Source organism: Tessaracoccus massiliensis (assembly GCF_000826065.2).
GTDB classification, from domain to species: domain Bacteria; phylum Actinomycetota; class Actinomycetes; order Propionibacteriales; family Propionibacteriaceae; genus Arachnia; species Arachnia massiliensis_A.
In genome coordinates, this window is sequence record NZ_LN623542.1 from 249240 (window position 1) to 274153 (window position 24914).

30 protein-coding genes are annotated in these 24914 nt (G+C 65.8%); 12 read left to right on the plus strand and 18 right to left on the minus strand.

Annotated features, from left to right (window positions below):
- Positions 1-86 precede the first annotated feature (86 nt).
- The 4 genes from upp to BN1186_RS08205 all read left to right on the plus strand — a co-directional run bounded on the left by upp (position 87) and on the right by BN1186_RS08205 (position 4448).
- A complete protein-coding gene (gene upp / locus BN1186_RS08190) occupies positions 87-728 on the plus strand; it encodes a uracil phosphoribosyltransferase (protein WP_040283583.1) in 642 nt (213 codons plus the stop codon).
- Between the two features lie 49 nt (positions 729-777).
- Positions 778-1542 (plus strand): YwiC-like family protein, encoded by a 765-nt coding sequence (locus tag BN1186_RS08195; protein ID WP_040283584.1) that lies wholly within the window; start codon positions 778-780, stop codon positions 1540-1542.
- An 84-nt stretch (positions 1543-1626) separates the two neighbouring features.
- Positions 1627-3408 (plus strand): alpha-amylase family glycosyl hydrolase, encoded by a 1782-nt coding sequence (locus tag BN1186_RS08200; protein ID WP_246043275.1) that lies wholly within the window; start codon positions 1627-1629, stop codon positions 3406-3408.
- Positions 3409-3458: 50 nt separating this feature from the next.
- Positions 3459-4448 (plus strand): hypothetical protein, encoded by a 990-nt coding sequence (locus BN1186_RS08205; protein ID WP_040283586.1) that lies wholly within the window; start codon positions 3459-3461, stop codon positions 4446-4448.
- On the opposite strand, the gene BN1186_RS08210 is transcribed toward BN1186_RS08205, so the two are convergent.
- The 3 genes from BN1186_RS08210 to BN1186_RS08220 form a co-directional block, all read right to left on the minus strand.
- Positions 4441-4998: a riboflavin biosynthesis intermediates N-glycosidase gene (locus BN1186_RS08210; protein WP_040283587.1), complete on the minus strand. Its 558-nt coding sequence runs from the start codon at positions 4996-4998 to the stop codon at positions 4441-4443. The genes BN1186_RS08205 and BN1186_RS08210 overlap by 8 nt on opposite strands.
- 84 nt (positions 4999-5082) lie before the next feature.
- Positions 5083-5979, minus strand: a complete 897-nt coding sequence (locus BN1186_RS08215; RefSeq protein WP_040283588.1) for a 1,4-dihydroxy-2-naphthoyl-CoA synthase — start codon at positions 5977-5979, stop codon at positions 5083-5085.
- A 24-nt stretch (positions 5980-6003) separates the two neighbouring features.
- Entirely contained in the window at positions 6004-6735 is a 732-nt protein-coding gene (locus BN1186_RS08220) for a glycerophosphodiester phosphodiesterase (RefSeq protein ID WP_040283589.1), read from the minus strand.
- A 286-nt stretch (positions 6736-7021) separates the two neighbouring features.
- Between BN1186_RS08220 and BN1186_RS08225 the strand changes: the two genes are divergently transcribed.
- The gene (locus tag BN1186_RS08225) at positions 7022-7312 is read left to right on the plus strand and encodes a dihydrofolate reductase family protein (RefSeq protein WP_052459951.1); all 291 of its coding nucleotides are present in this window, start codon (positions 7022-7024) and stop codon (positions 7310-7312) included.
- On the opposite strand, the gene BN1186_RS08230 is transcribed toward BN1186_RS08225, so the two are convergent.
- The 3 genes from BN1186_RS08230 to BN1186_RS08240 all read right to left on the minus strand — a co-directional run bounded on the left by BN1186_RS08230 (position 7284) and on the right by BN1186_RS08240 (position 8255).
- Positions 7284-7610 carry a type II toxin-antitoxin system PemK/MazF family toxin gene (locus BN1186_RS08230; protein ID WP_040283590.1) on the minus strand — a complete coding sequence of 109 codons (327 nt, stop codon included), beginning with the start codon at positions 7608-7610 and terminating at the stop codon, positions 7284-7286. The two genes, BN1186_RS08225 and BN1186_RS08230, sit on opposite strands and share 29 nt — an antisense overlap.
- Complete coding sequence (locus BN1186_RS08235; protein WP_040283591.1) at positions 7607-7813, minus strand: antitoxin MazE family protein; 207 nt, start codon at positions 7811-7813, stop codon at positions 7607-7609. Before BN1186_RS08235 ends, BN1186_RS08230 begins: the two co-directional genes overlap by 4 nt.
- Positions 7814-8030: 217 nt before the next feature.
- Positions 8031-8255: a hypothetical protein gene (locus BN1186_RS08240; RefSeq protein WP_040283592.1), complete on the minus strand. Its 225-nt coding sequence runs from the start codon at positions 8253-8255 to the stop codon at positions 8031-8033.
- Between the two features lie 93 nt (positions 8256-8348).
- Here BN1186_RS08240 and BN1186_RS08245 point away from each other — a divergent pair, with 93 nt between their 5' ends.
- Complete coding sequence (locus BN1186_RS08245; protein WP_246043276.1) at positions 8349-8717, plus strand: Rossmann-fold NAD(P)-binding domain-containing protein; 369 nt, start codon at positions 8349-8351, stop codon at positions 8715-8717.
- Between the two features lie 210 nt (positions 8718-8927).
- On the opposite strand, the gene BN1186_RS08250 is transcribed toward BN1186_RS08245, so the two are convergent.
- Positions 8928-9209 (minus strand): HigA family addiction module antitoxin, encoded by a 282-nt coding sequence (locus BN1186_RS08250; protein WP_198928310.1) that lies wholly within the window; start codon positions 9207-9209, stop codon positions 8928-8930.
- 22 nt (positions 9210-9231) lie between these two features.
- The gene (locus BN1186_RS08255) at positions 9232-9510 is read right to left on the minus strand and encodes a type II toxin-antitoxin system RelE/ParE family toxin (RefSeq protein ID WP_040283594.1); all 279 of its coding nucleotides are present in this window, start codon (positions 9508-9510) and stop codon (positions 9232-9234) included.
- A gap of 150 nt (positions 9511-9660) precedes the next feature.
- On the opposite strand from BN1186_RS08255, the gene BN1186_RS08260 reads away from it, so the two are divergent.
- From BN1186_RS08260 to BN1186_RS08285, 6 genes are all read left to right on the plus strand, one after another.
- Positions 9661-10095: a CPBP family glutamic-type intramembrane protease gene (locus BN1186_RS08260; protein WP_040283595.1), complete on the plus strand. Its 435-nt coding sequence runs from the start codon at positions 9661-9663 to the stop codon at positions 10093-10095.
- Between the two features lie 175 nt (positions 10096-10270).
- Positions 10271-10468 (plus strand): serine hydrolase, encoded by a 198-nt coding sequence (locus BN1186_RS08265; protein WP_180349042.1) that lies wholly within the window; start codon positions 10271-10273, stop codon positions 10466-10468.
- Between the two features lie 23 nt (positions 10469-10491).
- Positions 10492-11397: a DUF2268 domain-containing putative Zn-dependent protease gene (locus BN1186_RS08270; protein WP_040283948.1), complete on the plus strand. Its 906-nt coding sequence runs from the start codon at positions 10492-10494 to the stop codon at positions 11395-11397.
- 13 nt (positions 11398-11410) lie between these two features.
- A complete protein-coding gene (locus tag BN1186_RS08275; RefSeq protein WP_052459952.1) occupies positions 11411-12178 on the plus strand; it encodes a MerR family transcriptional regulator in 768 nt (255 codons plus the stop codon).
- Positions 12179-12229: 51 nt separating this feature from the next.
- The gene (locus tag BN1186_RS08280) at positions 12230-13216 is read left to right on the plus strand and encodes an IS481 family transposase (RefSeq protein ID WP_040283597.1); all 987 of its coding nucleotides are present in this window, start codon (positions 12230-12232) and stop codon (positions 13214-13216) included.
- Complete coding sequence (locus BN1186_RS08285) at positions 13186-14097, plus strand: serine hydrolase domain-containing protein (protein WP_246043295.1); 912 nt, start codon at positions 13186-13188, stop codon at positions 14095-14097. The genes BN1186_RS08280 and BN1186_RS08285 overlap by 31 nt, the downstream gene beginning before the upstream one ends.
- Here BN1186_RS08285 and BN1186_RS08290 read toward each other — a convergent pair.
- The 10 genes from BN1186_RS08290 to BN1186_RS08325 all read right to left on the minus strand — a co-directional run bounded on the left by BN1186_RS08290 (position 14081) and on the right by BN1186_RS08325 (position 24823).
- A complete protein-coding gene (locus tag BN1186_RS08290; protein WP_040283598.1) occupies positions 14081-14482 on the minus strand; it encodes a type II toxin-antitoxin system VapC family toxin in 402 nt (133 codons plus the stop codon). The two genes, BN1186_RS08285 and BN1186_RS08290, sit on opposite strands and share 17 nt — an antisense overlap.
- Positions 14469-14699: a FitA-like ribbon-helix-helix domain-containing protein gene (locus tag BN1186_RS08295; protein ID WP_040283599.1), complete on the minus strand. Its 231-nt coding sequence runs from the start codon at positions 14697-14699 to the stop codon at positions 14469-14471. Before BN1186_RS08295 ends, BN1186_RS08290 begins: the two co-directional genes overlap by 14 nt.
- A 203-nt stretch (positions 14700-14902) precedes the next feature.
- Positions 14903-15052, minus strand: a complete 150-nt coding sequence (locus BN1186_RS15470) for a DNA helicase UvrD (protein WP_074436974.1) — start codon at positions 15050-15052, stop codon at positions 14903-14905.
- Positions 15027-15224: a hypothetical protein gene (locus BN1186_RS08300; RefSeq protein WP_052459954.1), complete on the minus strand. Its 198-nt coding sequence runs from the start codon at positions 15222-15224 to the stop codon at positions 15027-15029. The genes BN1186_RS15470 and BN1186_RS08300 overlap by 26 nt, the downstream gene beginning before the upstream one ends.
- Positions 15221-15607: a hypothetical protein gene (locus tag BN1186_RS08305; RefSeq protein ID WP_052459955.1), complete on the minus strand. Its 387-nt coding sequence runs from the start codon at positions 15605-15607 to the stop codon at positions 15221-15223. The genes BN1186_RS08300 and BN1186_RS08305 overlap by 4 nt, the downstream gene beginning before the upstream one ends.
- Complete coding sequence (locus BN1186_RS08310; RefSeq protein WP_218975437.1) at positions 15604-17187, minus strand: hypothetical protein; 1584 nt, start codon at positions 17185-17187, stop codon at positions 15604-15606. The genes BN1186_RS08305 and BN1186_RS08310 overlap by 4 nt, the downstream gene beginning before the upstream one ends.
- Positions 17184-17306, minus strand: a complete 123-nt coding sequence (locus BN1186_RS16265; protein ID WP_281278453.1) for a hypothetical protein — start codon at positions 17304-17306, stop codon at positions 17184-17186. Before BN1186_RS16265 ends, BN1186_RS08310 begins: the two co-directional genes overlap by 4 nt.
- 25 nt (positions 17307-17331) lie before the next feature.
- Positions 17332-18276, minus strand: coding sequence for a Swt1 family HEPN domain-containing protein (locus BN1186_RS08315; RefSeq protein ID WP_218975438.1), 945 nt, complete (start codon positions 18274-18276; stop codon positions 17332-17334).
- Entirely contained in the window at positions 18276-21719 is a 3444-nt protein-coding gene (locus BN1186_RS08320) for a type ISP restriction/modification enzyme (protein WP_040283600.1), read from the minus strand. Before BN1186_RS08320 ends, BN1186_RS08315 begins: the two co-directional genes overlap by 1 nt.
- Positions 21719-24823 (minus strand): helicase-related protein, encoded by a 3105-nt coding sequence (locus BN1186_RS08325; RefSeq protein ID WP_040283601.1) that lies wholly within the window; start codon positions 24821-24823, stop codon positions 21719-21721. The genes BN1186_RS08320 and BN1186_RS08325 overlap by 1 nt, the downstream gene beginning before the upstream one ends.
- Positions 24824-24914: the final 91 nt, after the last annotated feature.

Consider the following 24914-nt stretch of genomic DNA (forward strand, 5'->3'; position numbering starts at 1 on the left):
TCCATCCTTGCACGCTTCGAGGCATTCAGACAGGGGCACCTGCGCAACCGCTACGCGAAGCTGCTCGGATGTGGGAAAGTTGGCTCGTGGAACTTCACGTCGTCGATCACCCGCTCGTCCATCACAAGCTCACCGTCCTGCGCGACAAGAACACCCCGCAGCCGGTCTTCCGCCTGCTGGTGGAGGAACTCATGACGCTGCTGGCCTACGAGGCCACCCGTGGCGTGCGGGTGCGTGACATCGAGATCGAAACCCCTGTCGCCCCGACGACAGGGGTGAAGCTCGCCAACCCCGCGCCGCTCGTCGTGCCGATCATCCGCGCCGGGCTCGGGATGCTCGACGGCATGCTGCGGCTCGTGCCCACCGCCGAGGTCGGCTTCCTGGGCATGATCCGCGACGAGGAGACGCTGCAGCCCACCACCTACGCCGAGCGCCTCCCGAAGGATCTCTCCGGCCGCCAGTGCTACGTGCTCGACCCGATGCTCGCCACCGGCGGCTCGCTCGGCGGCGCCATCCAGTACCTGGTGGACCGCGGTGCCGACGACATCAACGCCATCTGCCTCACCGCCGCCCCCGAGGGCGTCAAGAAACTCCAGGAACTGCTGGCCGACCTGCACGTGCCGTGCCGCGTCGTCGTCGCCGCGCTCGACGAGAGGCTCAACGACGCCGGCTACATCGTCCCCGGCCTCGGCGACGCCGGTGACCGCCTCTACGGCCTCGCCGAGTAGGCCGCCACCCCGCGGAATTAGCCCAACGGCCTTGGGATAAGTTGGGCCCATGGCGAAGAAGGGCGCGACGAAGGGCTGGTTGCCGAATCAGCATGGCGCCTGGGCGATGATCATTGTCCCCTTCCTCGTGGGGCTGCTCCTCGTGCTGCCGTACCGCCCGCTCGACTGGGGCGACCTCGCCCTCGGCGTGACCTGGCTCATCGGTTACTTCGCGTTCGACGCGCTGGTGTTCATCCTCAAATCTCCACCCAAGCGCCGGCCGGCCTACTATCCGGCGTTCGGCACCTACGCCGCCATCGCGGGGGTCGCAGGGCTGACGACGCTGTTTTTCCGCAGCTGGGAGATCCTCTGGTGGGCGCCGGTCTACGCCGTCCTGCTGGGCACCGCGCTCTACCTGGCGGGCACCAAGCGGGAAAGATCCGTGCTCTCCGGCGTGCTGACCATCTTTGCGTCCTGCGGGCTGATGCCCGTGCTGCGCAGCACGGCCGGCGCGGGGTTCATCCGGGCCAATGAGACCGCGGTCATGGTGGCCATCACCGCCTACTTCATCGGCACCGTGTTCCACGTCAAGGCCCTCATCCGGGAGCGGAACAACCCCAGATCGGCGCCACGGTCGCTGATCTACCACGCCGCGCTCGCCGTCGCGGTCATCGCCGCCGTCGTCGCCGGATGGCTCACCTGGGGATGGATCGTATGGGCCGCGGCGTTGGTCGTGCGCGCGTGGTGGCTGCCCCGCGAGCGTCGCAAACCCCTGCAGATCGGGATCGTCGAGATCGTCATGTCGACGTGGGTGCTGCTGGTCGTCCTCCTCTGAGGCCGCCAGCGCCGGTTACTTGAATGTGCACATACCCCGTCCGGGCCCTACTCTGGTGCAGTTGACTAGCGAAAGGTGGGCATTGTGAGCGAACAGGTTCTGGATGGCATGGGCGCGATCGTCGCCGAGGGCGGCGTCGGTTTCCGGGTGTGGGCGCCCAACGCCGACAAGGTCAGCGTCTACGGGGAATTCAACGACTGGGACCAGCAGGCCCACCCCATGACGCGCGAGAACGACGAAGGCTACTGGTACGGGTTCGTCGATGGCGCCAAGCCCGGCCAGCAGTACAAGTTCCACCTCACCAACGGGGAACTGGAACTCGACCGCAACGACCCCTACGCCCGCGAGGTCACCAACTCTGTCGGCAACTCCGTCATCGTCGACCCCTGGGCGTTCGACTGGGAGGACGACGAGTTCCACCTCCCCGCGCAGAACGAGATCGTGATCTACGAGGCCCACGTCGGCTCCTTCTTCGCCGAGGACGGCGCGGGCGACTTCGCCATGATGGCCGAGAGGCTCAAGCACGTCGTCGACCTGGGCTGCAACGTCATCCAGCTCATGCCGGTGGCCGAGTTCGCCGGCGACCTGTCCTGGGGCTACAACCCCGCCCACATCTTCGCCGTCGAATCTGCCTACGGCGGCCCCACCGCGTACCGCGAGTTCGTCAAGCAGGCCCACCGCATGGGCCTAGGCGTCATCCAGGACGTGGTCTACAACCACTTCGGGCCCTCGGATCTCGATCTGTGGCAGTTCGACGGCTGGTCCGACAACGGCAAGGGTGGCATCTACTTCTACAACGACCACCGCTCCTCCACCCCGTGGGGCGACACCCGCCCGGACTACGGACGCGGCGAGGTGCGTCGCTTCATCCACGACAACGCCCTCATGTGGCTGCGCGAGTTCCGCGTAGACGGCCTGCGCTACGACATGACGCCCTACATGCGTTCGGTCGACGCCACCGGCTTCGACATCATCGACGGCTGGACGCTGCAGTCCTGGATCAACCGCGACATCCGCGCGGAGTTCCCCGGCGCCCTCCTGATCGCCGAGGACATGCACTCCAACCCGCTGGTGACCGGCTTCGACGACAACGGGGCCGGCTACCACTCGCAGTGGGACCCCAACTTCGTCCACCCCGTGCGCAAGGCGCTGCAGGAGTACGACGACGCGCACCGCAACATCGACGCCATCGCGGACGCCATCACCTACAACTACGACGGCGATGGCTTCCGCCGCGTCGTCTACACCGAATCGCACGATGAGGTGGCCAATGGCAAGGCCCGCGTGGTCGCCGAGGTGGAGCCGGGCGACCAGCAGGGCTGGTTCGCGCAGAAGCGCTCCACGCTGGGCGCGGCGCTGGTGATGACCGCCCCCGGCATCCCGATGCTCTTCCAGGGCCAGGAGTTCCTGCAGGGCGACTGGTTCCGCGACGACGTGCCGCTGGACTGGCGCCTCAACAAGGAACACCACGGCATCGTGCAGCTCTACGCGGACCTGATCACGCTGCGCCGCAACATGTTCGGCGAATCGCAGGGCCTACAGGGCCAGGGCGTCAACGTGTTCCACCGCAACAACGACGCCAAGGTGGTGGCCTTCCAGCGCTGGTACAACCACGGCGTGGGCGACGACGTCGTGGTGGTGGCCAACTTCTCCGGCCAGGCACGTGACAACTACCGCATCGGCCTGCCGTCGGGCGGCCGGTGGGAGCTGAAGCTCAACTCGGACGCCACGCTGTACTCCGATGACTTCGGCGACCATCCCTCGGCAGATCTCCACGCCGACGGCGAGGGCATCGACGGCTTCGGCGCCAGCGGCACCCTGACGATCGCCCCGTACTCGGTGCTGATCTACAGCTACGCAGGCTGAGCTGGTCAGCATCCACGCCACCTGTCCGTGCCTGGACGTAGAGTCTGGGCATGGATGAGGCGCAGCGGATCTCGGAGTTCTGGCAGTGGTGGCGGCAGCACGCCCCGCGGCTGGCGCAACTGCTCGACGACGGCGAGGACCAGGCGGCCATGCAGGCCTACGCGCCACTCCTGGCGGAGCAGGTGCAGCAGATCGACGAGCGCCTCGGGTACCGCATCGACAGCGCCGACGGCCGCAGCCGGAGCACCCTCACGATCTCCGCGCACGGGCAGCAGTGGCTGATGCCGCTGGCCCGCCGGGTCCGCGATGCGGCGCCGCCGCCGGATGAGCACTGGAACTACTCCAACTTCGTGCTCCGCGCGCCGGATCTGGCCGCGGCGCAGTTCGACGTCGACGGCGCGGTGCTGAACCTCGCGGACGCGCGGGTGGGGCTGAGGGACCTCGCGCGCAAGGTGGATGTCGGCCTCTGGCATCCGGGGTTCGAGGGCTTCGAGACGGAGGCGCAACGCTCCCTGGCCGCTGCCATGCTCGACGCGGCGCTGGGCGAAGAGGTCACCGAGTGCTGGGTGGGCGAGGTGGAGGTCATCGACGAGCCCCCGGTGGAGGCCGCCGGTCTCGAGTGGCTGCAGAGCTACGTCGACGATGTGCGCGCCCGCTTCGTCGAACTGCCGGATGTCACGCCCTGGGCCACGGTGGAGGGCACCCGCTACGACGGCATGGACGTGCACGCCCGCGTCCGGGTGCCGGTGAGCATCGCGCGGGAGCCGCTGCTGGAGAAGGTGGTCACCATCAGACTGCCCCTGGAGGACCCGTCGCTGTCGCCGTATGCGGAGGCCCTGGAGGAGCGCATCCAGGCGGCCATCGGAGCCGACGGGGAGCTCACCGCCATCGAGACACTGGGAGACGTGCGCACGTGGTACTGCTACGTCAACCCGGCTTCTGACGCGGCGCAGCGCCTGCTGGATCTGGCCAGAGACGAGGGGATGCCCGCGGAGGCGGCCAACGATCCCACCTGGGAGGTGGTCTCACACCTCAGCTAGCCAACCGGGCACGGGCCTCCATCAACGCGAATCCCATGATGTTGAGGCCCGGCCAGCGTTCCGGGGCCTTGGCATGCGCGTGGTCCGCGGCCAGGCCGATGCCCCAGACCCGGTCGATGGGCGATGCCTCGGCCAACACCCTGGTGCCGGTCTGCAGCAGGTACTCGGCCAGGGCGGGGTGCGCGGCGAACTTGGCGACGTTGCCCGCCACCGCGATCTCGAGGCGCCTGGGCTGCCACTGGTCGTCGTGGAAGGGCTTGACGGAGCGGCCGATCGCCTTGGCCTTGTTCGGCGCCTCGGCCTGGAGGATCCGTTCGGCCGCGTGACCATCGCCGAAGAGGGTGGCCTTGCGCCAGGCGATGTAGTGCTCCACCGTGGGGAAGCGCTCGCCGTCGGCCTCGAAGGGAGCGACGTAGTTCTCGCTGAGGCAACAGCGGTCCACCTGCCCCTGCATGTCCGGCCGGTGGCCCCAGAAGAACAGGACATCAGGCCGGTGGCCCGCCGCGACCGCGGCTCTGAGTTGCTCGACTGACCGGGCTTCGACGACCATCACCGCCGCCCCTTCCCTTGGAGGCTGACCTGTATGGCGTCACTCTACTGGCGGTGGGAGACCTCCGAAGGCGGTTCCACAAGGTCAGTAGTAGTACGGGAACTTCGACCAGTCCGGCTTGCGCTTCTCCAGGAACGAGTCTCGGCCCTCGACGGCTTCGTCAGTCATGTAGGCCAGGCGGGTGGTCTCGCCCGCGAAGATCTGCTGGCCCACGAGGCCGTCGTCGATGGCGTTGAAGGCGTACTTCAACATGCGCTGCGCCGTCGGGGACTTCCCGCAGATCTTCGCGGCCCATTCCAGGCCGACGTCCTCGAGCTCGGCGTGCGGGACCACGCGGTTGACCATGCCCATGCGGTGGGCGTCCTCGGCGTCGTGCACGTCGCCGAGGAAGAAGATCTCGCGGGCGAACTTCTGCCCCACCTGGCGGGCGAGGTAGGCGGAGCCGTAACCGGCGTCGAACGAGCCGACGTCGGCGTCAGTCTGCTTGAACTTGGCATGTTCGCGCGACGCGAGCGTGAGGTCTGAGACCACGTGCAGCGAGTGCCCGCCGCCGGCGGCCCAGCCGTTGACCAGCGCGATGACTACCTTCGGCATGAAACGGATGAGTCGCTGGCATTCGAGGATGTGGAGGCGGCCCAGCTTCGCGGCGTCGACGGATTCCGCCGTCTCCCCCTCGGCGTACTGGTAGCCGGCGCGGCCTCGGATCCGCTGGTCACCGCCGGAGCAGAACGCCCAACCTCCGTCCTTCTCCGACGGGCCGTTGCCGGTCAGCAGGACGCAGCCCACGTCCGAGGACGTGCGGGCGTGTTCGAGCGCCTGGTACAGCTCGTCGACGGTGTGGGGGCGGAAGGCGTTGCGCACCTCCGGCCGGTCGAACGCGATCCGCACGGCGGGCACGTCCTTGGCGCGGTGGTAGGTGATGTCGGTGAATTCGAAGCCCTCGACGGCGGTCCACAGCTCCGGGCGGAAGGGGTTGCTCATGCTCCCCAGCCTATCGGGGAAGGCTCAGAGGTAGCCGCGGCGGACGGTCTCGCCCACCCTGTCCGGGAAGTTCGTGATGATCGCGTCGACGCCCATGTCTTTGAGCCAGAGCGCCTGCTCATCGTCGTTGACCGTCCAGGCGTTGACCTTGATGCCACGCTCGTGGCACAGCCAGACGTAATCCGGCTGCCGCAGCGCCAGGTAGTGGGGGTGGATGGCGCCAGCGCCGAACCAGTGCGCGTACTGCCACGGCTCATAGATGCCGTCGGAGATCAGCAGCGCGATGCGCTCAGGGGCCACCTTGCCGCGCAGGTTCGCCAGGCAGATGTGGTTGAAGGAGGAGAAGACCGTCTGGTCGAGCACGCCGGCATCCTTGACCAACGCCAACGCTTCGTCCTCGATCCCGGGGTACAGCTCGACGGAGTTCTTGAGCTCCACGTTGACCGTGGCGTTGGTGCCCTTCACCAAGTCGAGCACATCGCGCAGCAGCGGAATCTTCGTGTTGCGACGGCCGGGGAAGCCGTGTGAGAAGTCCGCGCCCCGCAACTCCTCCAGCGTCTGGTCAGCCACCTTGCCGAAGCCGTTGGAGGTGCGGTTGATGGTTTCGTCGTGGATCACGACCAGCTGCCCGTCTGCGGTGCGCTGGACGTCGAGTTCCAGGCCGTCGGCACCCATGGTGAGGGCGAGCTCGAACGCAGGCAGCGTGTTCTCCGGAGCGTATGCCGACGCGCCGCGATGGGCCCAGATTGCAGTCACTCCCCTATCCTTCCACCTCTTCGCAAGCTGGGCACCTTCTGAACGGCTCAGCGTTCGGGCGGGTAGCCTCGAAAGGGTCTCGGTTGAATCGCGCCCGACCGTTGAGCGGTGTCCGGCGCCGGGGAGAGGAGTGGCCATGGCCACGCTCGTCTTCAGCATGAACCAGAGCCTTGATGGGTACGTCGATCACGACAAGGTCGCGCCCGGCCCCACGCTGTTCCGGCGCTTCATCGAGTAGGCGCGGACGCAGACGGGCTCGCTCTACGGGCGGCGCGTCTACGAGTTGATGCGCTACTGGGACGAGGACCGGGCCGAGTGGGACGACGCCGAGCGGGAGTTCGCCGTCGCCCACCGCCGGCAGCCGAAGTGGGTCGTCTCGCGCAGCCTGAAGGAGGTTGGGCCCCACGCCTCATTGGTGACCGGCGATCTGGCGGAGGCGGTGCGCCGGTTGAAGGCCGAGCACGACGGCGAGATCGCCGTGGCGGGGCCGCGCTTGGCCCAGAGCCTGACGGAGCTCGGCCTGATCGAGAGCCCGCTGACGCCATCTGTCAGCGGGCCATCCCGAGGAAGGTCATGAGGAGTCGCTCCAAGTCGACCATCTGCTGGCTGGAGAGCCTGCCGACGCGCACCTGCACATTACTCCGCCTCACCGTTGTCAGCCTGTCGACCATCACGTCGCTGACCTGGGACAACCCACCCGCGCCACCTGCGGGGATTCGCAATCGCAACAGTGGAGCGTCGATGAGCCTCGTCGTCAGGGGCACGACGGTCACCGAGTCCGTTTGATCGAAGACATCATCCTGAACGATGATCGCCGGCCGCGGTTTCGAGGCGTAGACACCGCCCGCCACCGTCCATAGTTCGCCGCGTTTCACTCCTCGTCCCAGTCGACAGAAACGGCCTCGATGAAGTCCTGCTCGTCGTATCTGCGGTCAGAGTCCGCCACTAGGGCGGCCTGGCGACGGGCTTCACGAGCGAATTGCTCCGACCGCACGTCCGGCACCCACACCTGCACCGCACGATACCCGCGAGCCCGCATTCGCTCGCGGTACTGACCCACCCTGTCGCTGACGCTCATGGATCCATGTTACATGTAACGCTTTCCCGCGACAAGAGGCTCATGTGGCGGCGTCAGGTTCGCGCTCAAGGTCCTCGAGCAGTTCGCCGAGGACCTCTTCCTCGTAGCGGTGGAAGCCGTCGGGCATGCGCCAGGATCGCGCTCCAGGCAGCCACACCCGTGAAGAGGAACGCTCCAAGGGCTAGGAGAGGCAGGAGGAGTAGCGAGCACCGACGGTTCATTTCGTGAGCACCGCCCCGGGGATCGGGTCTTGCGTTGCATCAGCGGGAACCGCCCATCCTTCTCCAGCGAGAGTCACCAGGTGGGCGTACCCCTGGTTGCTGACTGTGGTCATGCACGAATCCGCTTCGTCAGAAGGACCCCAGTCTTCTGCGCGCCAGTCGTCGCCGTCCCAGACCATGATGTAGACGATCTTGCGGAACATCAGAACAACTTCGGTCATGTCGGTGTCGGTGCCAGGTCCCCGATAGACGGGCTGTAGGACGGCGACTTCGACAGCCGCCTGCGGCCGCGCCTGGCCGAGGCGGCCAGAAGCGTGGCGAGGGGTCCGGCCCGGGCGTACGTGGTCAACGTGTCAGCGATGGAGGGGGTCTTCGGGCGCGGCTACAAGGGTCCCGGCCATCCGCACACCAACATGGCGAAGGCGGCTGTCAACATGCTGACCCGGACGAGCGCGCGGGAAATGTTCGAGTCCGACGGCATCCTGATGACCAGCGTCGACACCGGCTGGATCACCGACGAGCGACCGCACCCCACGAAAGTTCGGCTCGCCGAAGAGGGGTTCCATGCGCCCTTGGATCTGGTCGACGGAGCCGCCCGGGTCTACGACCCGATCGTCCGCGGGCAGGCCGGCGACGACCTGTTCGGCGTCTTCCTGAAGGACTACGCACCTTCACGTTGGTAGGCCCGCACGACAAGAACTCGCCTCGCCGACCGCCTCATGAACCGCCCCCACCCCGGCCCAGGCCCTGGGTTGGCGGTGGCCGGGCCGCGGTCACCTAGCAGGAAACGGCCAGACGAAGCTCTGCGCCTTTGTCGGCCCAGCGGGGATGTCGCGCCCCAGCGCTACGCAAGCAGTCCCCTGAAGCACCAGGTGCGGCAGATCCGGATGTTGTCAGGCGACGGGGTCGAGCTTGCGGACGGAGGGCAGCCCGGCGGCACGCTCCGCCGCGAGGTCATGAGCCGACTGCAGTGCCAGCCAAGCACGGGCGGTACCAACGCCCGCCCCCTCCAGTCGAACAGCAAGGTTGGGGCTCACCCGGGCATGGCCGTGCAGGACTCGGCTCAACGTCACCCGGGAGATCCCGAGCCGGGACGCAGCCTCCCCGACACTCAGCCCCAGGTTGCCCAGCACGTCTTCACGCAGGATCTCGCCGGGATGTACCGGAGTCTTCATCACCATGTTGTCCACCTCCTGGTCAGTGGTAATCCTGATAGTCGACGAGTTCGACGCCGCTCTCAGTGAAGCGGAACGTGATCCGCCAATTGCCGTTCACCCAGACCGACCAGTGCCCGGCCAGGTCCCCTTTGAGGGGGTGGGTCCGAAACGACGGGATCGCGAGGTCGTCCGGGGTCTGTGCCACGTCAAGCAGCGACAAGATGCGCAGCAGTTTGGGGACGTGAGCCGCTTGAACACCCTTCTTCGAACCATCCCGATACAGCCGCTCCAGACCCTTGTGCCTGAAACTGACGATCACAAGACAACAGTATCGCGTAACGCTACGCGATACAAGCCATTCCCACATCGCCCACCCTGAAGGCCACACCCTTTTCCTACGCGGCGTAGTACCAGTGGCAGGGCAGGTGATTCCACCTTGGTCGTCTCCTCCCCTAAGGAAGTGGCTGCCATGAACAGGCTGCAAGAGAAACGTCCCATTTGGCACGCGGTCGCGTGGGTAGCGATCTACGTGATTACGGTCAACATCGGCGACTGGCTTTCAACGTTTGTCGGCGTTCCCAACTCTGGAACCAGCGCGGTGCTGGTCCTGCTCGCGGTGTGGCTCGTGGTCCGCCTCCGCAAACACGGTTGGCTGACGTACTACGGCGTCCGCCCCCTGCGCAGGCGCGATTTCAACGCGACGCTGCTATACATCCCGCTCCTGCTGATCGCGCTGATGCAGTTCACGAAGGGTTTCAGGGACGACCTCGACTTCACCACGGTGGCGCTGATCATCGTTGTCATGGTCGCTGTCAGTTTCCTTGAGGAACTGATCTTCCGCGGCATGCTGTTCCGCGGAATCCAACGCACCAGCACGTTGACGCGAGCTTCGGCTCTCACCTGAGCGGGGCGGCGAAACGGGTGCGCACTTCCAAGGTCTCGAGGAGGGGTCTCTTGGCCGCCGGCGCCGGCGCCGGTGCGATGACGCTGCTGGCGCTCGTTAGACCACGCCTCGTGGGAGCACCGGTGATCCTGCGCTGCTCCGGCGCGTGGACCCCCACCTCCGGGGGCTCAATCGCGTGGCACTGGCCTATGTCGACGGGGATGCCACGCAGTTCGCGGGCATCGGCGCCGACGAGACCACCCCCTTCGGGATCGGCTCGGTGTCGAAGACCTTCTGTGGCGCCGTGCTGATGGACATGGTTGCCAAGGCCGAAGTGGGCCTAGGTGTACTGACCGGAGACGTTGATCGAAGCGGGAGATTGACCTTGCCGTAACGTCAATGTGTACGGTCGTGGGCATGACAGTCTCGATGATCGACAGCCTCGCTGGCATGCGGCGCTTGGCTCAGGCACAGCCGGGCGAGTGGGATGAGGCGGCCCGTGCCCTGTGGGCGCCGATGGCCGGCATGTACTTCTTCATCCCGGGTGGCCCGGACCTGGCCCAGGTACATGCCCAGAACTTCGGTTTCGGACCTGAAGCCCCACGCGACCTGGTCCTCGAAGGCCTGGAGGCCTTGGAAGCAGCCGATGCGTGGGGTCGGGTCGAGCGCGCCGTGCAGGACGGCTTGGAGCGGTTGGCAGCAGCCAACCCGAGCATGTCCATGCCTGACCTTCGCGTGCTACTCGTCCTGGGCGACCCCGACAACAAGCACTTCATGGACGAGATCCGTGGACTGTCGGCCTTCGGCGGGATCAGCGGCTTCATCGCAATCACCGTCTGGCCCACCTCGCAGGTACTGGACCGTTTGGAGGCCATCGCACTGCATGAGCTCCACCACAACGTGCGCTACTCGCCCGGCGGCGTGGTGTGGGACCCCAGGACCGTCACCGTCGGTGAGCACGTCGTGGCTGAGGGCCTGGCGGACCTGTTCGCTGCCGAGACCTACGGTGCGCGGGGATTCACCCACTTCGTCAGCGATCAGACCCGAACCAGTGACCCGGTGCTGGCGCGGGTCGTCGAGGGGCTGGGGGTGACCGGGATGCGGGACTTCAGTGCCTGGGTTCTGGGCGATGCCAGCGCGCGCCTGTTCGGCGGGACCCCGGTGGGCCTGCCCACCGGGGCGGGTTATGCAGCGGGTGCCCGAATCGTCAACGCCTACCTGTCCGCGACCGGTCGCAGTGCAGCCGACTGCGTGACGGTCCCCGCAGCCGACATCCTGGCCGTGGCCCTGCCACAGTTGGGTCTGGCAACGACTGGACAGTGAAGGAGGGTGGGTCGTGGTGGAGTGGACCGTCCAGCAACTGGCGCAACGTGCCGGGATCAGTGGCCGAGCCCTGCGGCACTACCACCAGATCGGCCTGCTGACCCCTGACCGGATCGGCGCCAACGGCTATCGCTACTACGGCCCAACCTCCGTGGCCCGCCTCCAACGCATCCTGCTGCTGCGCGACGCCGGGGTGTCGCTCGACGAGATCGCCACAGTCCTCGACTCCGAACACGATCAGGCCGACGAGGTAGCTGCCCTGGAGAAGCACCTCGTCAGACTCCGTCGTGACCGTGAAGCTCTGGACCGGCGCATAGCCTCTGTCGAGCACACCATCGCCATGCGCCGCCAGGGGCGTCTGCCCCGCATGGACATGATGCTCGAGGGCTTCAACGACCGCTACAAGACCGAGGTGGTCTCCCGCTGGGGGCAAGGAGCTTTCGACGCCTCCAACCAGTGGTGGCACGCCAAGACGTTGGCACAACAGCAGCAGTTCCAGGCCGATGCCGAGCAGCTACTTGCCCGCTGGGGCGAGCTGCACGCCGCCGGCCATGGGCCATCGAGCCCCGAGGCACAGGCCCATGCAGCTGCGCATGTCGCTTGGTTCGCCCAGATCCCCGGCACCCCCACCCATGCCAACGACCCGGCCAACGCGACCGCCATGGTGCTCGGCATGGCCAACCTCTACGTCACCAATCCCGACTTCCATCCCGCCTTCGGAAGCTCCGAAGCCGCCGACTTCGCGGCCCAAGCACTACGGATCCACGTCAGCCCAACCTGACACTCATCCAGGTCCCACTGCGCGCCGCCCGGCGTAGCACGAAAGGTCCTCATGTCACATCCGAACGCTGCCCTCACGCCGCGCCACCGCTTGATCGTCGCCCAGCTCGTGGTCGACCAAGGCTGGCCGATTAGCGAGGTCGCCGCCAGGTTTCAGGTCTCCTGGCCCACCGTGAAGCGCTGGGCCGACCGCTACCGCACAGGCCAGTCCATGCAGGACCGGACCTCGCGGCCGCACCGGTCGCCGAACAAGACCAACCACGCCACCGCGAAGCGCTGCATCCAGCTCCGCCTCCGACTGCGCGAAGGCCCAGTCCAACTCGCCTGCCGGCTGGGGATCGCACCGTCCACGGTCCACCGGATCCTGGTCGACGCGCACCTGAACCGGCTGTCGCACGTCGATCGCGCCACCGGGGAGCCAGTGCGCCGCTACGAGCACGACCACCCCGGGGCAATGCTGCACGTCGACGTGAAGAAGCTCGGCAACATCCCCGACGGCGGCGGCTGGCGCTACGTCGGCCGACAACAAGGCGACCGCAACCGAGCCGCCACACCCGACAAGCCCCGCAACAAGTGGCGGGATCCGCTCATGGGCAAGGCCTACGTCCACACCGTCATCGACGACCACTCCCGCGTCGCCTATGCCGAGATCCACGACGACGAGACCTCCCTCACCGCCGCCGCCGTGCTCGTTCGGGCTGTCGAGTGGTTCAACGCCCGCGGTGTCACGGTCGAGCGGATCCTGTCCGACAACGGCGGCGCCTACCGTTCACACCTGTGGCGAGACACCTGCGCCGAGCTGGGCATCCGGCACAAGCGCACGAGGCCGTATCGGCCGCAGACCAACGGGAAGGTCGAGCGTTTCCACCGCACCCTGGCCGATGGCTGGGCCTACGCTCGCTGCTACACCTCCGAGGCTGAGCGGCGCGGTGAGCTCGAGGGCTGGCTGCACTACTACAACCACCATCGGCCCCACACGGCCTGTGGGAACCAACCGCCGTTCTCACGATTGATCAACGTTCCCGGTCAGTACACCTAGACACCACCGTCGACGAGATCACCGACGCAAGCGGATCCGAGGTGGCCGACGTCACGCTGCGGGAGCTCGCCTCCCACACCTCGGGCCTCCCGGACTTCACGGCGAAAGCGGCCGGGAGCCAGAACACGTGGTTCGGGTTGCTCCACGCAGACGGCTTGCGGCAGGACGCGGCCGAGACCGTCGCCGACACCCTCCAGCAGGGCACGGAAGGACGGGGCAGCTACTCCTACTCCACTGCCGGCATCGCCCTGCTCGCCCACCTCCTGGCGGCGAAGGCCGCGACCACTTACGGCGAGCTGCTCACGGAACGCATTCTGGAGCCGTTCGCACTGACCGACACGCTGCTCCCCGCGACTGTGGCGGACCTGCCGGAGGGATGGACCAAGGGCCGGCTTGGCGGGCGACCCGCAGAGCCGTGGGTCCTGGGGGGTCTGGGGCCGGGCGGCGGCATGTGGTCCACCTGCCAGGATCTTGCGTCCTGGTTGCGGCTGACGCGGGACGGCCGCCAACCGGGCTCCGCCGGGCTCGACCCGGTGGCACCGGCGCCGATCCTGCCCTGGATGCCGGAGGCCCAGATGAGCATCACGTGGGTCCGGGCCTCCGCTGCCGGCGGCGAGGAACTCATCCGGGGTCGCGGTCACCTAGCAGCAAACGGCCGTGCGAAGCCCGCCGCCTGCGTCGGCCCAGCGGAGAGGTCGCGCGCCAGCGCTACCCGAGCAAGATCGCCTGAAGCCCCAGCGGCGCGTGAGAGTACCGAAAGTCTGTGGGGCAGACTGGTTGAGGTGACGAACATATTGCCCGCAAGCGACGCGAAGTCGGGGGAGTGGCTGCGGCAGATCCTCGACCTCTGCGGCAACCGTGACGTCAACCGTGGGCCTTGACGACCTCGATGGTGCAGCGTGGGCCGGTGGATCGTGCGAGGCGCCTGTCACCGGTGAGCAGGGGCGCCTGGAGTGCTTCGGCGAGGGCAACGTACGCGGCGTCGTAGATAGTGAGGTTGTCCCGCAGTTTCCAATAGCGAACCAGCAGCGAAGTGTGCTCGACGCGCTGGAGTGGCAGCTCCTGCAGGTCGTCAAGAGCAAGCCGGACCCGGCGCGGGTCCAGGTGGCCGCCGAGGGCCAGGCCGCGCCACACCGAGGCCACTTCGAGGTCGACCAGCGCGGGTGCGGCGAGTCGTTCACCGCGCAGCCTGTCCCGCACTGTGTCACCGTCCTGGCCGTCGTCAAGCAGTGCGACGGCCAGGACGCTGGCGTCAATGACCAGCACGGTCGGACCGCAACGCGCTCACCGCGTCGGCCAGCGGCAGCGATCCACCGGCGCGCCCGCCGGCCCTGGCCAACACCTCGTCCAACGTCGGCTGGGCGGCCTCGGCGATCAGCTTCGAGCGCAGGTACTCCTGAAGTGACTGGTGCGCCGCGCTAGCCCGCTGGCGCAGCACAGCATGCGTCTGGTCCGGCACGTCTTTGATCTGAATATTCGGCATGGAGCCATTATGGCGCCATGCACGCCTTAATGGAAGCGAGCCACTCTAGGCAGATCAGCTCTTTTCGCCACTGAGGTATCGACTGCGGCGGAGCGTGTTGCGCAGTGGCTATTGGTAGTGGGTCCGCATCCTCAGACGTGGACCCCGTGGCGACCAGGTATCGTCAGCGGCCCGGAATCCTTCTTCACCTGATCCGCTCAGGATCAGCTTGGCAGCAGCGACGACGGTGTGCCGCTGTACGTCACGACCAACTCGTCGCGGGCGCGCGACGCCGCCACGTACAGCAGCGAGCGTTCCCGCAGCTGCGCCTCGCTGAGCTCCTCGTCGTCATAGTCGTAGGCCTTCAACCCCATCGGCATCGAGTCCTCGCTCAGCCCCGAACAGCAGCACCCACGCGAACTCCGTGCCCTTCGCCCGGTGCATGGTCAGCGCCACCGGGTAGCCCGGCCTCACCGTCCCTGCCTCCAGGGCCCGCACCTCGACGCCCCGCTCCCCCAGCCCGGCGACGACGCGGTCGCGGGTCACCGGTCGCGCACCAGCACCGCGACAGTCTCAGCCGCCACGTCTCCGCTACCCACCCAGGCACCGACCAGGTCCGCCGCGAAGTCCAGCTCCGCCGTCAGTGTTGGGAACGACCGCACCTCCGGTTTGGGCCCCGTACGCGCCGACAGGTAGCCGACCATGGTCTCGGCCTCGCCGTCGGAATCGACGACCTCCTGCCCGGTCAACACCCCGACCGCCCACGCCAGGTTCTGCGCCGTGGTGCGGTAGTTGAGCTTCAGCCCCCGCGACCGCCCCTGCGTCCGGATCCCGTATGCCGAGAGCATCAGCTTCCGCCCGTAGATCCGCTGGTGGGCGTCCTCGGCGATGAAGATGTCGTTGGGCGCCTCGGCCGCCAGCGCCCTCAATTGGCTGACTTGTTCGGGACGAGGTAGTGCGGGCCGACAAGACCCAAATGAACCTTGCCGGTGACGCCCCGGGTGTCGTCGTGGAAATAGACGCGTGGGGCGAGGCTGCCACCGCCCTCAGAGATCTTAAGATGAGCGAGCATCGTGATCTCACCCGAGGGATCAACATCGCTGTCGACCTTGAAGATCCTGGTGCGGCTGAGCTTGTCGCTGTTCTGCACGGTCTCGCTCTCGCTCATGGAGAGCTTTTTTGTGGTCGCCGGCCATCCGAGCAGCTGTCCCTCGGCGCACCACTCCCAGAAGCCCCCCTTGTTCCAGCCGTTAGCACAGTCTTCCGCGTACGCCGCGAGTGCGCGAAGACCACGCCAGGTCGTGTTGCCCCAAGCGAAGGCGTTCGGCGCCGTATCGATATCGTCGAGCTCCCGGGGCGCTGTCTCGGGCAGAGTCAGCCACTTCGACAGATATATCTGGGCCGCGAGCACGGCGTCCGACACATCTTGGACCTCATCGGGGATCGAGGCCGCCACCTCGTGCTGGGTGCCCCAAAGCATGTCGCCCAGGCCGCGTGCGATTAGCTCATCCCTGAGGCGCGCCAAATGGCCGGTGGCCTTGGCGAGTTCCTTCTCTAGTTCGCTGTGCTCGGCGAGTGCGAAGTCCCGTTCGAATTCCCACTGCTCGCGGGCTGCCGCCAAGTCTGAAGCGGGGATCATCCCATCGAGGGCATCAGCCGGTAGGCCGCTCTCGCCGAAGACCTTAAAGACGTCGGGGATACGTCGGCGTGTTGAAAGTTGCGCGACGGAGTAGACGATGCGGTCGATCGTGGACTGGTTGGCTTCCTCCAATCGGGTGCGCCGGTAATACCTGTGCCGCCATCCGTCGGAATCAGGTGAGACGGACACGGGGGCGTAGACGCGAATGCCGCCGCCCCAGACGGCGAGCTCTCCCATCTCCTTCCTGAACGCCGTGACCGCATCGTTGTCGAGCGTGATTACGACAGCGACGCCTTCGGTGCGCGTGGCGATTTTGTCGGCCCACCTCAGCCAGGAACCGTCGTGGTTCCCACCCGGCTCCGAGCAGACGATGACAGGGAGGGTCCGCCCGGGGGCCGCGAGGATCTCGGCCAAGATCGCTATTCCCGCTGCTGGGATCGCCTGCGGTTCATTGATGAGCGCGCTGCTGCCCAAGGTGGGTTTGTTGGATGTCTCCAGCAGCTCGCGAACGACCTTCGGGCGGCCGACTGACACTCGGAGGGTGAGGTCGTCGGATTCCATGCGGTTCTCAACGAGTGTGTGAACTCCAGACTCGTCGGCGACGACCCGGATGATGGTCGTCCAGACGGTTGCGTCTCCTGGCTTCTGGTCGCTCACCGTGACCTCGAACGCATCGGCGCTCACTGGCCGGTAGTCGACCTCACGGTGTCGGCCTTGCGAGACGTCCAGCTCGGTCTGCCCTTCGACCAGCGGTGACGGCTCCGAGGTCTCCTGGGCCCAGGCGGCGACGCAACGGCGCAGCTCGTCGATGACATCGGTCTGCCCCGATGTCGTGTCGTCGGTCCAGGTGGCGCGGTAGAGAACGCTCACAACAGATCCTTTGCTTTGGAGAGGTGGACTGCGATCTGCTTGGTGCGTCGCTTGCGGCCGAAGGTTTGGAGGATGGCGACGTCGAGGTCGTCCTCAGCGATGCCGGGGTGCTTGGCCACGATGAAGCGGGCGGCGTTGGCGATTTCAATTGGGCTGATATGGACGAACGGGCGGTCGGCAGCGCTGTCGTTGGGACGGAACTCGGCCCACGTCGCCGGGTCGATTTCGCGGGGCCAGACGAACTTGTCCTCGTCGATGAACAGGCCGGCCTGCTGGATCTGGTACGAGATCTTCTTCTCGCGGTTGGAGCGCACGCGCTTGAGTCCGAACGATTGGGCCGTCTTGTCGGTGAGACGGCCGAGGGTGGATCGGGCCCTCGTAAGTGGCGATCTCGACAGCCACGGCGCGGAGCTTCTCCTTGGCCACCTTCTTGGGGAGATCGTCGAGCACATCCACGCCGCCAACCTGTACGACGGACCACGCCTCGAACTCAAGGCGCTTGTCACCGATGACACTGGGCTCTCGGATGAACACTTCGGGGTCTGGCGTGACGGACTCGGGTTTCTTCGCGGGGGCCGCTGCCGGTGCTTCCTCGACGGCAAGTGTCAAGGCGGTCTCGGCGGCAACCTGCTCTGTCACGCCCTCCTGTGTGGCCAGCGCGGCGAGTGCTTCGTGTCGGATGCGCTTCGCCTCCTCCAAGCCGTCGGCGTCGTCGAAGTGCTCCAACAACCGCACAGCGAAGTCGTTGGCGCGGAAAGCCTCGTCGACAGTGAACTCGTGCATGTGTGCCATCTGCTTGCGCACGATCCGCAGCTCGTTGCCCAGCGTGCTGACGGTCCGCTGCTTGTCGTCGAAGGGGTAGCCGAAGTCGCCCAGCTTCTCGGTGAGCATTCGTAGCTGCGCTTGGAGGTCGTAGGTCCAGTACTTATAGCCGTTGGTGAAGCCCTTCTTCTGGTCGAGGATCTCCAGCACGACTGTCCACGGGTGTCCACCCAAGTTGTCCGCCAATTTGGCCGCGATGATCGGGTCGAGGCGCTTGGCGAGGTGGTCGAGGCCCTCCTTGACCGAGAGGTTCGGCTTGAAGGTCATCAGAAGAGTCCACCTTCGTTGGTGCCTGGCAGCATGCCGTCGTCGAAGGTGAACTCGTCCTGGCCGTCAGCGGCTTTGCCTGTCGGCGGCTTGCGGAGCGCAGCGGGGACGGGCGGAAGGTCGTCGGCGGCAATGAGGGGGCCGGCGATGATCGCTTCCAGCAAAGTGACGCCTTCGGGAATGAGCGCGAGTGTCTGCTTGATCGCGGCAACGATCTCGGTGAGCTCGGCGCTCCACTCCGGGACCCAGGTAGACGGTCGGATGTGGTCGAGCGGGGAGTCGCTGGACGCGGCTCGCCCCGCGGGCTTGGACATGCGATAGCCGAGCCACTTCGGGATGACGTCCATCCCGCTGACCTCGAAGTTCCAGACGTTTGCGGGGACACCTGTCAGGACCCCGTCGGCCACCTGCAAGGTCTCGGTTGCAGGGTCGTACTTGATGTCCGCCCTCGCCTCGGGGAGGCGAGAGGGCTCGGACTTCCACCCGATCCCAGCGGTCGGGAGCTTGTCCGAGCCGAAGCGCTCACCGAAGGTCTGAAGCCAGATGAGCTTCTCGCCGTGGACAACCATGCGGACGAAGAGACCGGGGTCCAAGGTGACAGGAACCCGCGGTCCGGGTGTCTCCAGGGCTTCGTGGAAGCGGTCGGTGTAGTCGGTGCCAGCGAGCATGCCGAAGATGTAGGCGAAGAGCTCCTCGACGGTGACCTTGATGCCGAGCTTCTCGCTCAGGACACCAAGTGCCGCCGGGTCTGCGTTAGGCGTCCCTGTGGCATCGCGGTACAGCGGGATCACATCCTTGCCGCCGAAGGAGCCGCGGAAGTGATCAAGATCCGGCACTCCGACTGACACAACTGCCGCCGGACCGCGCCCGAGCCGAAACGTCGGCTTCGTGAGCAAGAACAGCTGCTTGCCGGAGAGCGAAGCCCAGAGCGCAGGACGCTCGAGTGCGGCTAGGCGGGGATCCTGGAACGCCCACTGGCGGTCGAAGGAGCGGTACCCGTACCGGACAATGGGCGCGCTCTTCGCATGGATGGGCTCGTCGGCCAACTTCTTCAGGCCCGCAACCTTGGTGTGGATGTTCCGGCCGGACCCCGTGACGAAGCAGCGCTCGCGGTCCGACACGTCGTCGGTGGAGATGAAGCGCTCCCAACGCTGCTTGAGCAACTCTTCCGTTGGCGCGATCGGCCACGTTCGATTGAACTTGCATCCCGGCATCTGGAACGGGAGGAGATCGATTGTCGCGGGGTACGTCGCCCATTCGTCGCCGCCGGCGGCGGGGACAAAGGTTGCATGCCAAGCCGAGCTGGCGTCCGTGCTGCTCAGCGTGGCCTTGCCGTTGGCCAGATCGTTAAGTGCAGAGAGCTTGTAAGTGCGCGTGCCCCGGAAGCTGGAGTAGCGCACGGGCGCGGGCGTGCTCCGGTCGCCGTTCCCGTGGCGCACGAGTGTCACGATCGCGACCGGCGATTCGATGTCGAAGACGTTCTCGTCCTTGTGAGCACCCTTGTTGTCGCCGTGGAGGTCGACGACGGTGATCTCGTCGGCTACTTCGCGGGCAAGGCGGCGCAGTCCGAGGAAGCCAGGGCCGTCGAGCCAGGAGGACGCGGTGATCATGGAGACAACTGCAGGGCCGGTGTTCTCCTCGAAGACCTTCCAGATGGCCCAGCGCCAGAAGTAGACGTAGAGGTTGTAGACACTGGCGTGGTGACTGAAGATCGTGTGCTTCCTGGCGTCGTCGAAGATGTCGTCGAAAAGGGAACGCTCACCGATCGTCTTGTTGCCCTTGGTGACCGCAGTGATGAAGCCCCCAGTGCCCTGGCTCTCGACACGGTCATACGGCGGGTTGCCGATCAGCACGTTGTGATGCCAGTCGTACTTCACCCGGTCTGCCTGGACTCCTTCGGCACCGATGGGGTCGTCGAGGCCGCTGATGCGGGCAACACGCTTCTCGGAGAGGGTGTCGCCGAGGAAGACGGGGATGCGCTCCTGCTCGCGCAGGTCCTCAGGGAGGTCGAGCGAGACCTTCAAGTGACTCACGGCGTAGGACGCGAGTGAGATCTCCAGGGCCGAGGCATGGCTCAGTGCGGTCTTGAGCCCGACCTCGCCAGCGTTCCTCTTGGCCTGTTCGAGCCACTCGACGAGGAAGGTCCCGGTGCCGTTGGCGGGGTCGAACATCGAGACGACCGAGTCCTCGGGCAGCGCGCCCTTGGGGATCGCGATCTCAGGGTGGGCCTTGACGTACTCGCCCCAGGTCGTCGGGTCGGCGACGCCGAGCGGCAGCCCGAAGGACTTGAGCGCGTCGTCGACGGTCTTAACGATGTAGCGCACGACCGGCTTGGGCGTGTAGAAGGCGCCGAGGTCTTTGCGTTGCTCGGGATCGTATTGGGCAAGAAACTCTTCGTAGAAGTAGACGACCGGGTCGTCGCGCTGGTTGTCAGCGCCGAAGTCGGCGAGGAGCTCGTCGACGTTCGTGCTAGCAAGTTGCTCGGCCAAGTCGGCCAGACCGAGCTCGTCGACGTCGACGATGCCGTCAGATCCCTCGCGGAACCGGGCGTAGATCGCATCAAGGAACTCGTTGTCGAACTTCATCACCGCGAGCGACTGCTCGGACTCGAACTGCTCCGGGTGCGCGATGCGTGCCGTCAGCAGGCCGTAGACCATCGTTTGGGCGTAGACGTCAGCGAAGCGCTCCGGGCTGATGTCACCGAGAAGCTGCTCCCGAACGTCGCGATATAGGCCGCGAATCGGTCCGGTCTTGGTCTCGACCGCGAGCAGATCGGCGACCTCGTCGCGGACGTCCTGGGCCACCTCTGCCATCCGGCGGGAGAGCTGCTTCGCGCTTCTGAGGCCTTCCCGGTAACTGGCGAGAGCGCGGCTGCCCGCGCGGTCCGTGACGAGCTGGGGTGCGTCGCTGGCGGTCCAGGAGAGCTCCGGGACAGCCTTGCGAATGAGGAGGTCGAGACGCGTCTCGGTGGGCTTGTCCGACCACGACAGCACCCGCAGGACCCGCTTGCCCTCCTTCTCACGGAAGTTCACGACGTGGATGAACTGCTGGTCGCCGTTGGCGACGCAGAAGAAGATCAGGTCGTCAAGTGCCCACGTCGGGTGGGTGCCGCCACCCTTCCCGCGCTTGTTGCTGACGAGTCGGTGGACGAGTCGACGAACTGCGGTGATCGGCAGGTTGCGGCCGTCGAAGTTCAGGAAGAACACGCCGAAGTTCTGCTTGGCCGTCAGCGGCGGGAGCTGGCTGATGTCGATGAGCCTGGCAACCTTGGCGGGGTCGAGGTGCAGCTCCTCTGGCTTCCAGTCGATGAGGATGTCGTCGGACTGAAGAGTGGTCACGTCAGGCAACGGCCAGGAGAGGCCTTCGCGGAGGAAGTCGATGAGCGCCCAGGTGCCCTTTGGGGCATTGCGGATGAGCTCGCGGAGCTTGGCGTCGGCGACCATCACTGCACCTCGATCCAGCACAGCGTCTTGGGTGAAGGCGCGTCGAGTGGCATCTGGTTCTCCTTGCGGAGCTGTTTGGTCTCGTCGCGCTCAAACTGGCGCAGCGCAGCGTGCAGTTTCGGGCGGTTGCTGAAAGCAGAGCCAGGTGTGGTCGGCACGGCGGCGATGGCGCCATCGATCGTGTGAAGACTGCGCTCGACATGCCCGGTCGTGCGCAGCGACCACTGGATTTCGCCCGGCTCGATGCTCCACTCGACTTCGGCGTCGTCGGCAGCCTTGGTGAGCACTGGAATGCGGCGACAGACGAAGACTCCTGCGGGCTTGCCGTCCTTGGCAGAAGATATGCCGTCGGGGAGCCGCTCGACCAGCTCTTCAAGTCCGGGATTGTCCTTGGCCAGGGTGAGCCACTGCAGACGGAGCTCCTCAATGGGCGCGATGTCGCCGTTGTACTCGTCCTTGAAGGCTTGGAAGACCTTCACGTCGTCGTACAGGTCGAATTCGTCTATCAGTTTGCCGCCAGGGATGCCGAGGGTACTGGAGATCATCAGCGTCTTCCCGTGGACGCGGCTGTAGAGCTTGATCAGATCCTCGATCTCGGCCGGTGGAAGGAAGTTGCGGATTTGGATCTTTCCGCGTGACTTCTTCGCCGAGGGCCTCTCATTGACCAGTTCCTTCTCGATGGCCGGATTCATCCGTCGGTCTACGCGACCGATGCGCTGCATCAGACGCACGGGGTTCCAATGAAGGTCGTAGTTGACCAACAGGGTGCCGTCCTGAAGGTTGACACCCTCGCTGAGCACATCGGTGGAGACGAGTACGCGCAAAGGGGTGAGCTTCTTGCGATCGGCTGCCGACACCTTGTTGTAGAAGGGGGCGAACCGTTTGATCATCTCGTAGCGCGACGAGCCAGCGGTGCGTGAGCCGTCGATCCGGTCGACATCGGTGAGGCCGTCCTCTCTGAGCCTCTCTTCGAGGTAACGGGCGGTGTCGGCGAACTCAGTGAAAACGATCACCTGCTGGGTGCGGAACTCCGGAGTGAAGATCTGCGGGTCGAGCACCTCCTCGCCCCTATTCGCCGAGGTTCTACGCCGTCCGATCAGCAGGTCTCGGAGGCGGAGGTACTTGTCGTCCACGCCGGCGCCGTCCAAGATCAGGTCCATGAAGCGCTTGAGCTGATCGAGATCGTCAAACGCGGCGTCGATCATCTCTTGGAGTTCGTAGTCGCCGCCCACGAGGTTGTAGTCCAGCTCGCTAAGTGCCTCCTCCGTAAGGTCTTCTTCGTGCCAGACCTCCTCCAAAGTGGCGCGATAACGAGCGTGGATCGCTTCCAGAGTCGTCTCGTTTACGGTGCGCCAATCGGCCAAGCGGCTCTCCTGATCCGGGTCAATCTTGGTGTTCACGTCGAGCCAGTGCAGCACCTTGGCCGACAGATCGAGACAGGAGCCCGCGAAGGCGGCCAAGCTCGACTCGAACCGCTTGAGGAAGATCGTCCGAATCAGGGCGACGACCTGCTTCTGGCGGTTCTCAGCCTTCGTGTCGACGTCCTTCTTCGTCGAAAACGCCAACGGGTAGTACATCGGCAGGACGAACAGCGGCGTGGAGCGGCTGAACGCGTTCTGCAGCTCGGTGAAAAGAGGGGAATAGAGCATCCCGAACTCGTATGGGACGACGCGCGGGACCTGGGTGTCGGGGAATAAAACCTCTGAGCCGCCCACCACCTTCGAGCTTTCGACGGCATACTTTCGGCTGTTCTGGTGAATGATTGACTGGAACAGCTTGTCTTTGGCCATCAAGTCTGCAATCGCCGCGGCATCCGGGACGGCGGCCTTGAAGGGCTTCTCCAGCGCGACGAAGTACTTGCGCAGGCTGTTGATGCCGATGCTGGCGAAGTGGTCGTCCTCATCGACTCCGGTGAACAGCTCTGTCTGGTGGACAAGATCAAAGAGTGAGTTGTTGATCGGCGTTGCGGTGAGGTTGAAGACGATCTTGCCCTGACAGATCTTCTCCATGCGCCACCATCGTGAGCCCCACGGATTCTCCTCGGTCGGCACAGTGCCGTGGTTCCGGAGGTTGTGGGCCTCGTCGATGATCACGACGTCGGCCCGCTTGGCGAAGTGCTCGATCGCCTCAGCACCGGCCTTGGTGGTGAGATCCGTGTGGGCCTTCACGATCACGTTGGAGAACTGCCCTCCGTACAGCTCGGGGAGCTTCTCCTTGATCTCCGGGTTCCACACCGCGTCCTGACCGGTCTTGGTCGCCATGATCAGCACGTTCTTGCGGTGCCGCACCGCGTAGTACTCGGTCAACATCAGCCCGACGAACGTCTTGCCGAGACCCACGCCGTCGGTCAAGAAGCCGCCGCCCCAGCGGCGCGACATCTCGACGAGCGAGTGAAACGCTTCCTGCTGGTAGGGGGCGAGCATCGGGTAGATGACCGACTCCGACTCCTCCCAAGACCTGTCGGTGGGGTCGACGTTGGCCGTGAGCGCGTGAAGCGCCTTGGCGTAAACCTCGAACGGCGTGAACTCGCGCACGTTGTGCTCCATCACAGCGAGTAACTCCGGGTTGACCGGCGTCGCGTCGTACCAATGCTGTTCGTACCACTCCTGGAGGTCGGCAACCTCTGGCCCCTGGAACTTCACGTTGAGCTCGACGTTCTGCGTGAGCCCCGGGCGAGTGAAATTCGACGAGCCGACCAGGGCAGCTGAACCGACGACCTTCAGCTTGCTGTGGGTGATGTAGGCCTTGGCGTGGAACTTCTTCGGCTTGTAGACGCGGATCTCGATCTTGCTGGTGCGGATGCCGTCGACCACGGCTTCGACTCCAGTCAGGAACGCGTCGCCGGTTTGGCGTTCAACGACGATCGAGGTGTCCAAGGCGGCGGCGATGGCGTCGGCCGTGGTGCGGCTCGTTTCGCCACCGATCAGGAGACGAATCTTGTCAACCTTCTGCCACGCGCCGTCCAAGGCGAGGAACGCGCCAATCTCAAAGTGGCCCGTCGCGATGTCGATCGCGGAGCTGATGTCGCACCACTCGCGGACGTACTGGAGCGCCTTCCAGTCCTCAGCGGTGTTGTCGACAATGAACTGCTCTGGTGTTGCCACGTACTCGTCCCCTTGATCCCTTGCTCATTTGAAACCCTATTGGTCACCTACGACGAAACCGGGCAGGCAGCCAGATGCCGCCGGGGAAGGC